10 protein-coding genes are annotated in these 9,072 nt (G+C 36.6%); 7 read left to right on the top strand and 3 right to left on the bottom strand.

Annotated elements, in window-relative coordinates:
* Positions 1–110: 110 nt before the first annotated feature.
* The 3 genes from Q0940_RS11905 to Q0940_RS11895 all read left to right on the top strand — a co-directional run bounded on the left by Q0940_RS11905 (position 111) and on the right by Q0940_RS11895 (position 2,378).
* Positions 111–545: a hypothetical protein gene (locus tag Q0940_RS11905; protein ID WP_299268779.1), complete on the top strand. Its 435-nt coding sequence runs from the start codon at positions 111–113 to the stop codon at positions 543–545.
* A 133-nt stretch (positions 546–678) separates the two neighbouring features.
* Positions 679–1,800: a PQQ-dependent sugar dehydrogenase gene (locus Q0940_RS11900; RefSeq protein WP_299268777.1), complete on the top strand. Its 1,122-nt coding sequence runs from the start codon at positions 679–681 to the stop codon at positions 1,798–1,800.
* A gap of 65 nt (positions 1,801–1,865) precedes the next feature.
* A complete protein-coding gene (locus tag Q0940_RS11895) occupies positions 1,866–2,378 on the top strand; it encodes a hypothetical protein (RefSeq protein ID WP_299268775.1) in 513 nt (170 codons plus the stop codon).
* Between the two features lie 155 nt (positions 2,379–2,533).
* Here the strand turns inward: Q0940_RS11895 and hisF are convergent, their stop codons facing one another.
* The gene (gene hisF, locus Q0940_RS11890; RefSeq protein WP_299268773.1) at positions 2,534–3,307 is read right to left on the bottom strand and encodes an imidazole glycerol phosphate synthase subunit HisF; all 774 of its coding nucleotides are present in this window, start codon (positions 3,305–3,307) and stop codon (positions 2,534–2,536) included.
* A gap of 291 nt (positions 3,308–3,598) precedes the next feature.
* On the opposite strand from hisF, the gene Q0940_RS11885 reads away from it, so the two are divergent.
* The 4 genes from Q0940_RS11885 (at position 3,599) to Q0940_RS11870 (ending at position 8,080) form a co-directional block, all read left to right on the top strand.
* The gene (locus Q0940_RS11885) at positions 3,599–5,293 is read left to right on the top strand and encodes an NAD-dependent malic enzyme (RefSeq protein WP_299268771.1); all 1,695 of its coding nucleotides are present in this window, start codon (positions 3,599–3,601) and stop codon (positions 5,291–5,293) included.
* A 77-nt stretch (positions 5,294–5,370) separates the two neighbouring features.
* Entirely contained in the window at positions 5,371–5,811 is a 441-nt protein-coding gene (locus Q0940_RS11880) for a VOC family protein (protein WP_299268769.1), read from the top strand.
* Between the two features lie 210 nt (positions 5,812–6,021).
* On the top strand, positions 6,022–7,512 hold the full coding sequence (locus Q0940_RS11875; protein WP_299268767.1) for a methyl-accepting chemotaxis protein: 1,491 nt from the start codon (positions 6,022–6,024) through the stop codon (positions 7,510–7,512).
* Positions 7,487–8,080: a DUF6436 domain-containing protein gene (locus tag Q0940_RS11870; RefSeq protein WP_299268765.1), complete on the top strand. Its 594-nt coding sequence runs from the start codon at positions 7,487–7,489 to the stop codon at positions 8,078–8,080. Before Q0940_RS11875 ends, Q0940_RS11870 begins: the two co-directional genes overlap by 26 nt.
* A 132-nt stretch (positions 8,081–8,212) precedes the next feature.
* Here the strand turns inward: Q0940_RS11870 and Q0940_RS11865 are convergent, their stop codons facing one another.
* Complete coding sequence (locus Q0940_RS11865) at positions 8,213–8,380, bottom strand: hypothetical protein (protein ID WP_181135921.1); 168 nt, start codon at positions 8,378–8,380, stop codon at positions 8,213–8,215.
* 329 nt (positions 8,381–8,709) lie between these two features.
* Positions 8,710–9,030: a DUF2007 domain-containing protein gene (locus Q0940_RS11860; RefSeq protein ID WP_299268758.1), complete on the bottom strand. Its 321-nt coding sequence runs from the start codon at positions 9,028–9,030 to the stop codon at positions 8,710–8,712.
* Positions 9,031–9,072: the final 42 nt, after the last annotated feature.

Raw genomic sequence — 9,072 nt, 5'->3', positions numbered from 1 at the left:
CTTACGGCTTACGGCTTACGGCTTACGGCTTACGGCTTACGGCTTACGGCTTACGGCTTACGGCTTACGGCTTACGGTTTACGGTTTACGGCTTACTACAAGGAAATAACATGAAAAGAATCATTACTATATTGGCATGTATCAGTGTCATTTCGGCTTGTGTATCAACTCAGACTGTTGATATGAGACAAGTTATGCAGGAAGCTATGGAGATTACTGAGTATACTAATTTACGTACTTTAAGCATCCCTAGTCGCGGAGCTATAGCGGATGCAGCTTCAATTGCTGTTGATGGCGGTGGTGCGGCTAAGCAGTTGAGAAATAGTATTGAGCAGCTTAATAACACGGGTGGCGGTAATTTATTGGTTACTAGTTCTAATCCTGCATTACCTAATGCGCATATTAGAGGTGCTATGAAGGATTTGAGCGTTAAGATTGATAATGTACTTTTAATTTATGCTGGTAAGAAAGAGTATTCTGACTTGATAAAAGCGGAAGTAGAAGCCAAAGGTATTAAATACGCCTTTATTGATACTTATAAATAAGCAGAATGGATGTTGGTTTTACGCTCAATATCAGTTAGATAGCCTAGGTATATATTGCTAGATGCCACTAAGGTCTTATTTTAATGCTAACACTGATTATTTTAGAGTTAAATTAGCCAAGTAGGATGTAACTATGAATCGCTATTTATTGTTAGTTGTTTTTTTCACGTTTAATATAAATGCGGCAACTGAGTTTAGTTTTAACACCACCACTTTTGTTTCTGGCCTTACCCAGCCTTGGGGGATGACTACATTACCTAATGGCGACCTCATCATAACTGAGCGTAACGGTCAATTAAGGCGTTGGAATGGCAAGTCTTTGTCAGCCAAAATAGTTGGTTTACCTAAGGTTTTATACATAGGTCAAGGTGGTTTGTTAGATGTAAAAGCACATCCTAATTTTGCGAAAAACAAATGGTTATATTTCACATATTCTGCAGTTAGCTCCGAGCCTCAAAAAAAGAATAAAAATGGCACTCATTTAGCCAGAGCCAAGCTTATTGATAATACTTTAAGTCAAGTTGAAGTATTGTTTTCTCCACGATTTATGAAAGCTGGTGGATACCACTTTGCTGGTAGAATTGAATTTTTACCAGATAATACTCTGGTCTTTGGCGTAGGGGATGGCTATTCTTATAAAGATCATGCGCAAGACTTAACCAGTGATTTAGGTAAGTTGATAAGACTAAATGATGATGGAAGTATTCCAGCAGACAATCCATTTGTAAAAAAAGCCAACCGCAATTCAGAAATATACTCTTACGGTCATCGTAACCCTCAAGGCTTAAGCTTTGACGTTAAACGAAACATCTTATTCTCTAATGAACATGGCCCTAAAGGCGGTGATGAAGTTAATATCATTAAGCCCAGCCTTAACTATGGCTGGCCAGAAATTACCTATGGCGTAGATTACTCAGGCGAGATCATTAGTGAGGATTCTGCAAGAGAAGGCATGCAGCAGCCTTTAGTCGATTGGACGCCGTCTATCGCACCATCGTCAATGGTGGTTTATTACGGAAAAGCATTTCCTCAATTAAACGGCCACTTACTAAATACCACACTAAAATATCAAGAGTTACGTTTGGTGGAGTTAGCAAACACTGGAGATACAAGCGGTGAAACACCAGTTAAAGTAGTGAGCCAAAGCCGTTATTTAAAAAGCCTAGGTGAACGCTTTAGAGATATTGAACTGGATAGTGAAGGTAATATTTATTTGTTAACTGACAGCGGAAAGTTGATTAAACTGTCAATTTAACGTTAAGAGTCAGTCACGCTCTTATTAACTGACTTTAATTCGATCGATATAATTAAGGAAAAAGTATGAGTAAAAGAATAGCGTACATCATTTGTATTTTAATGGTTCTTGTTAAAGTAAATACCGCTGATGGAATGTTAGTAGAAAGAATAAGTGGCGATACTAACTCCATTGAAGCTAGTGTTAAAGCCGAGGTTGAATTTATTCCTAAAGTAAACTCTAAACCTGTGTTCGCAAGTATTGATGTGCAATTAGACATAAGTTCGATTGAATCCGAGTTAACAGGTCACGAAACTGTATTTGTATATGTTAGAGCTTGGCAAGGTGCAAAAATACCATTAGCGATAAAACGCTTCACGGTAAATGAGCTGCCAAGTCAGATCAGTTTAGATTCAAGTAATGCAATGGCTTCGGAGATAGACATTACAAGTGCGAAAAAATTAGAGCTAATTGTACTAGTTTCAAAGTCTGGACAAGCATCACCACAAACGGGAGATTGGTTTGCAACGGCAGGACCAATTAGTATTGAGACTCAAAAAAATCCCGTGGTACTTAATGTTACCGAGCAATACCCTTAATATGTAAACTGCTTTAGTTTAATACTGACGCGTATTAGTGTTTTAGAGATATAAAGTTGGAAGGGTAAAAGTAGACACAAAAAAACTTGAAAAGAGTATCAACCCAATTCAAGTTTTTTTACTTACAGCCTTACAGCCTTACAGCCTTACAGCTCTTAGCCTCTCATCGGAATTCCGTTTTCCAATAATGTCTTTTTAAGCTCTTGGATATTGATAATTTGCTTATGGAAGACACTCGCTGCCAATGCACCGTCTACTTTTGCTTGTTTAAATACATCTTCAAAATGAGATATTTCACCTGCGCCACCAGAGGCAATTAATGGTAAATTACAGGCTTGTCTAATTTCAGCAAGCTGTTTGATATCGTAACCGCTTCTTACACCGTCTTGATTCATGCAGTTTAAAACAATTTCACCAGCACCTAGCTGTTGCACATGTTTTACCCAGTCTATGGTTTTCCAGCTGGTTTTTTGGGTACGAGTTTCATCACCAGTAAATTGGTAAACTTCGTAATCGCCTGTGTCTTTATTAAAGAATGAGTCGATACCAATAACAATACACTGTTGACCGTAGGTGTCATGTAATTCAGTAATTAAAGATGGATTAGACAGAGCTGGTGAGTTGATTGATATTTTATCAGCACCCATTGCCAAAATTTCACCAGCTTGCTCTACGGTTTTAATTCCACCTGCGACACAAAAGGGGATATCTATTACTTGGGCAATCTTAGTTACCCAAGATTTGTCTACAACGCGGTCGTCGCTTGAAGCGGTAATATCATAAAAGACTAATTCGTCAGCACCTTCTTCAGCATAACGTTTTGCTAGTGGCACTATGTCACCAATAATTTCATGATTTCTAAACTGAACACCCTTTACAACTTTTCCGTCTCGGACGTCTAAACATGGGATGATTCTTTTGGCTAACATGAAATTCTCAGTATCAATAAATAGAATAAAGGCGCAATTTAATTTCCTACGGCTTGACTGTCAACTGTTTACGCGAATATCTTCTATTATTATTGGAGTAATATAGTTTTAATGGTTTATTGAGATTTTTAAAAAGCAGTGTTTTTTAGTACAAATTGAGGGGAAACCCTATTCCATCAGGTATTACCAGTTTGTTATATTAGTCAAAATCGAATTGATGCTTTCACATTTTGCATTTTGTTCCGTAAAATGCAGGTTATTAATTACTTTATGTTTATCAACGGAATTGCCATGTCTGAACTTGTACCGAAAAGCCCACTTTATATTCATCATGCAGGGCCTGCATTAATCGAAACACCGCTATTAAACAAAGGTACAGCGTTTTCTAAAATAGAGCGCACTAATTTTAATTTAATGGGGCTGCTGCCTCCGCGTTATGAGTCGATTGAAGAACAAGTAGAACGAGCATATTTACAGTATTCCAGCTTTAAAGAAGCCATTAATAAGCATATTTATTTACGTAATATTCAAGACAGTAACGAAACTTTATTCTTTAAACTGTTAAATCGTCATATTGAAGAAATGATGCCGATCATCTACACGCCTACCGTTGGCGAAGCCTGTGAACGTTTTTCTGATATATATCGTAGTAACCGTGGCTTATTTGTTTCATATACGGAACGTGACCAAATGGATGACATATTACGTAATGCAACAAAACGTAATGTAAAAGTGATCGTAGTGACCGATGGCGAACGTATATTAGGTCTTGGCGACCAAGGTATGGGCGGAATGGGAATTCCAATTGGTAAGTTATCTTTGTATACCGCTTGTGGTGGAATTAGCCCAGCTTATACATTGCCAATCACCTTAGACGTTGGTACCAATAACGAGAAATTATTGAATGACCCTATGTATATGGGGGAGAGACATAAACGAATTAGCCAAAGTGCCTACGATGTATTTGTAGATCAGTTTATTGTTGCTGCACAAAAGCGTTGGCCTGGTGTGATGATCCAATTTGAGGATTTTGCTCAGCCAAATGCAATGCCTTTATTAAAACGTTACAGAAATGAAATATGCTGCTTTAACGATGATATCCAAGGTACAGCAGCCGTTGCGGTTGGTACTTTATTAGCTGCTTGCCGTAAAAAAGGCGAGAAACTTTCTGATCAAAATGTTGTGTTTGTGGGCTCTGGCTCAGCAGGTTGTGGTATTGCAGAACAAATAATTTTACAAATGATAAGTGAAGGTTTAACGGACAAACAAGCTCGCGCACAAGTATTTATGATGGACCGTTTTGGTTTGTTAACAGAAGGTATGACAGGCTTACGTGAATTCCAGGAAGCACTAGTACAAGACCCAACTAATTTGGCTGATTGGTCAATTGAAGATGAATACGCAAGTCTAGTAGAAGTGATGCTTAATGCTAAACCTGGGATTTTAATTGGTGTATCTGGTGTACCTGGTTTGTTCACAGAAGAAGCCATTAAAGCCATGCATAAAGGCAATAAAACACCGATTATATTCCCACTGAGTAATCCAATTAAACAAATTGAAGCTCGCCCTGAACAGATAATCGAATGGACCGATGGTGATGTTATTTGTGCATCAGGTAGCCCATTTGATCCAGTTCAATACAAAGGAGAGTCGTACCATATAGCGCAATGTAACAATGCGTATATTTTCCCTGGTATAGGTTTAGGCGTGTTGGCGGTTAAAGCTAAGATCATTAGTGATGAAATGTTAATGGCAACCAGTGTGACTTTGGCTGATTCATCACCTGTGGTAAATACAGGTGACGGTAACTTATTACCAAACTTAAAAGACTTACCTGAGTTAAGTAAAACCATCGCTTTCAATGTTGCTAAAATAGCAATGGAGCAAGGGCATGCTTTAACAATCAGTGATGAAGAATTAACAGCAAGAATAGAGAAGGGGTTCTGGTTACCAGAATATCGCCCATACAAACGAGTCAGCGTTTAATCCCCACTCGTTTATTAATTAAACTTAAAAAAACGGTAATAGATACCGTTTTTTTTATAACTAAAAGTGTCATTTTTATGCAATATCTTCATAGTATGATTAGGGTCCGCGATTTAGATGAGTCGTTAACTTTCTATTGTGATCATTTAGGTCTTATTGAAGTTGACAGACGTGAACATGAAAAAGGCCGATTCACCTTAGTGTTCTTAGCAGCACCAGATCAATTAGATAAAGCTAAAGTTAGTAAAACTCCAACTATTGAACTAACTTATAATTGGGATAAAGAGGAATATGCTGGTGGTAAAAATTTTGGCCATTTAGCATTTGCAGTAGATGATATTTACCAAACTTGTCAGAAGTTGATGGATGTCGGTGTTGTTATTAATCGTCCACCTCGTTGTGGTCATATGGCATTTATCAAATCACCAGATGGCATTTCAATTGAATTGCTACAAAAAAATGAAGATTTAATACCACAAGAACCATGGCTGTCTATGCCTAATACAGGTACATGGTAAATTAAAACAACAGTTCTTCGTTTTGAGGCCGATAGTGTTGCACATTATTGTAAGCATACTCTATGCGGTTACCGGTCGTTATTACTAACTATGGTTACCTGTACTAATAACCTATGGAAGGATCCAATACTCATACCTAATATAAGTCTTTATTAGTGTATAAATTATTTCACTTAAATTATTAACATCTTGAATTTTTATGGAGCTTCTATGAACAACTATCCTTGGATTGAAAAAGCGAATAAGCTATTCTTCTGGGTATTAACAGGCCAGTTTTTATTTGGCTTTATTATTGCGTACTTTGCTCAAACGGGATACGCACCGCTTTTACTCAGTGGCTTGATAACAGCGTTGCCACTATTTCTTATTGCGACTAAACCTTTTGCCGCAATTACTCGTCATACTGTCGCGATTGCAATTCAATTAATAACGGCTGTTCATATACATCAAGCTGGCGGCCTTGCTGAAATCCATTTTGAAATCTTTTCTTTATTAGCATTATTAATATTTTATAGAGATTGGAAGGTCATTCTAACCAGTGTTCTAGTTGTTGCTGTACATCATGTTTTGTTTTTTATTCTACAAAGCCAAAGTATGCCTTTTTACATTTTTGAACAAGACAATGTTTACTTTTATATTTTAGTAATACATGCGTTATTTGCTGTGATGGAAGGTGCAGCTTTAATGTACATAGCTAATGACAGTCATAAAGAAGCATTAACAGGGTTAAATATTTGTAATACTGTAGGTGAAGTGTTTGATAAGGAAGGGGTATTTAATTTATCAGTATCTTTGAACCAAGATAAAGTGAGTATGGAACTTACTGAATTTAACCGTTTATTGACCTCTTTTAAAACCTTAATAGAGCATGCAAAAACGATAGCTAAACGAGCTTATGATACATCTTCAAGCGTTGCCGACACCGCGGTTACTATGTCTGAGTCAACTGAGCATGTAGCAGAGCAAGTTGATTTGATTGCAACGGCAATAGAGGAAATGACAGTTACAAATAATGACGTGGCAAGTCGTACTGTTGAAGTAAGTAATAGTGCCAAACTGGCGAAAGAGAATACCACTGAAGTGAGTGGGATTATTGTAGACTCCAATAAAAATATTACTTTGCTTAAAAATGATATTTCTTCGACTGCTACAACAATAGAAAATTTATCTGCCAAATGTGATCAAATCGCAGATGTAATGAGCTCAATTACTTCTATATCAGATCAAACTAACTTATTAGCTCTAAATGCTGCAATTGAATCAGCACGTGCTGGTGAGCATGGTCGAGGCTTTGCCGTTGTGGCGGATGAAGTTCGTCAACTCGCGACTAAAACTCGTGAAAATGCGGAAAGTATTCGTGAAGTGGTTAATTCATTAACTGAGGATGCTAATTTATCAGTAACGCAAATGGCTTCGTGTATTGAAAAAGTTGATGTTGCTGTTCATGCGTCTGATGATATGTCAAAAGTAATGGCGTCAGTAATTGAACAAATAGATACCGTTGCTGATAACATTAATTCAGTAGCGACCTCAGCTGAAGAACAAGCAATTGTGTCAAATGATATATCCAGTTCAACGCAAGGGTTACATTCAACTTCAACAGAACAGAGTGAAGGCATGGCAAAAGTTCAAGTAGATATTAGTCAACTTAAACAGCAAATTGATGGACTAAACGATGAGCTTGAAAAATTCATCGTATGATCACCATTTTATGAGAATAAAGAGTAACTTAATCTATGTAGTTGTGTTTTTATGGTTTATCAGCATGTTAGCTGGGTTAGTTTATTTGTCGGTGTCATCGGTGAAAGCCTTTGACCCCGGCAGTAAACTATTAAGTCAAACCGCAAACACCGAATTTGATGTTGTTTTTGCGAAACAAATGAAAACCCAATTTAACCGTATTAATAATACGGTTTTTCATTTTAATGAGAAAGGGTGCGCTTGTAACTCGATAGCAAAAGAACATATCGACTCAGTGCAAGTGTTAGCCAAACAACAAGGTTACGCTAATAAGGTTATAGACGTGGATTCTGTGAGCTTTGAAGCTGAAAATAACATTCTTCCAATAATACCTTCAACCCCCGCAATTGCCGTATTTGGCGACTCAGGAAAGCTAATATACTTTGGGCCATATTCAGCCGGATATTCTTGCTCTGTTGGCCGTGGTATTGTTGAGTCATTTATATTGAATAAGACTAATAAAATGCCTGGCGCTGCAATTGTTGCTGATACTGTGGGATGTTACTGCAATAGAAGTGAAACTAAATAAACATGACTAACACAAGTTTAGTTAACATTTTTAAAGTGTGTTGATTTGAGGTTTTGAAAAGCGTGGTATGAGAAAGGTTTAATAGATCCTGAAATCAATAATTTGAGTTCAGGATCTCTAGGTCACTTATTTCTAAGCTTGGTAAACCCAAGCTAAAAATGATTTAGAGTCACGCGTATTGGTGAATTTAAATAATTGTGAACCAGTTTTATCTGTAATAACAATATTTTGTTTATTAACAGATATAGATTGTACGGGTGATGTAACTGAATACTCCGCACCATTATATGTATAAGACATAATAATACTCTCTTAAAATTGCGTACTTCATATACGCTTGTTTTAGAAAAGCTTTACTATTGTTTAATCGAGATTTTTTTTCATTTATAACTGACTATTCTGAACCAAATTAATATCTTAAATAAGATATACAGATCTGCAATTCGAATACTTAACAACAACTAAGCTTAATGTTTTGAGTGATGACTGACTGTGAAAGGGAAAGACATAACTAAATTACCAAGAGGTAATTTGTTAGATAGACAAGATAAGAATATATAACAGTCGCGACTATATATAAATCAAAGTGATAAGTAAATAGTTTTTTATATTTAATTTGAATAAAGTGGTTAAACTCTGCGTAATTCACCACAAGACCAACAAAACTCAAAGCTATTGGCATTTTCTTCTTCACATCCAACACATGACCAATCAACTTGCTGTTGATTTACTTCTTGTTCGATACGTTGGCATATTTGCTGGGCTTGATCAAAGTGTGCATCATCAATTAACCACAGCTCAGGCCAAACTTCAGTAAATGGCAATTCACCAATAGCTCCGCTAATAAATTCATTTTTTCTGCGAAATTTAATATCTGCAGCTGATAATCCAAATTCGTATGGTGCTAACTCTATTAAAGACGAACGACTGACTATTTTCTTCATTGCCATAAAATACTCAATTTAACGATTAATTATTAATCATTTTTAAAT

This window comes from uncultured Psychrosphaera sp. (genome assembly GCF_947500655.1).
Lineage (GTDB): Bacteria > Pseudomonadota > Gammaproteobacteria > Enterobacterales > Alteromonadaceae > Psychrosphaera.
Note: the sequence above shows the minus strand (reverse complement) of the source record. Positions and strands in the feature narration are given on the sequence as shown.

What these genes read in the sequence shown, in the direction of transcription:
- Q0940_RS11900 (WP_299268777.1), top strand. Translation starts at nt 679, where the DNA reads ATGAATCGCTATTTATTGTTAGTTGTTTTTTTCACGTTTAATATAAAT.
- Q0940_RS11875 (WP_299268767.1), top strand. Translation starts at nt 6,022, where the DNA reads ATGAACAACTATCCTTGGATTGAAAAAGCGAATAAGCTATTCTTCTGG.
- Q0940_RS11870 (WP_299268765.1), top strand. Translation starts at nt 7,487, where the DNA reads ATGAGCTTGAAAAATTCATCGTATGATCACCATTTTATGAGAATAAAG.
- Q0940_RS11865 (WP_181135921.1), bottom strand. Translation starts at nt 8,380, where the DNA reads ATGTCTTATACATATAATGGTGCGGAGTATTCAGTTACATCACCCGTA.
- Q0940_RS11880 (WP_299268769.1), top strand. Translation starts at nt 5,371, where the DNA reads ATGCAATATCTTCATAGTATGATTAGGGTCCGCGATTTAGATGAGTCG.
- Q0940_RS11895 (WP_299268775.1), top strand. Translation starts at nt 1,866, where the DNA reads ATGAGTAAAAGAATAGCGTACATCATTTGTATTTTAATGGTTCTTGTT.
- Q0940_RS11905 (WP_299268779.1), top strand. Translation starts at nt 111, where the DNA reads ATGAAAAGAATCATTACTATATTGGCATGTATCAGTGTCATTTCGGCT.
- hisF (WP_299268773.1), bottom strand. Translation starts at nt 3,307, where the DNA reads ATGTTAGCCAAAAGAATCATCCCATGTTTAGACGTCCGAGACGGAAAA.
- Q0940_RS11885 (WP_299268771.1), top strand. Translation starts at nt 3,599, where the DNA reads ATGTCTGAACTTGTACCGAAAAGCCCACTTTATATTCATCATGCAGGG.
- Q0940_RS11860 (WP_299268758.1), bottom strand. Translation starts at nt 9,030, where the DNA reads ATGGCAATGAAGAAAATAGTCAGTCGTTCGTCTTTAATAGAGTTAGCA.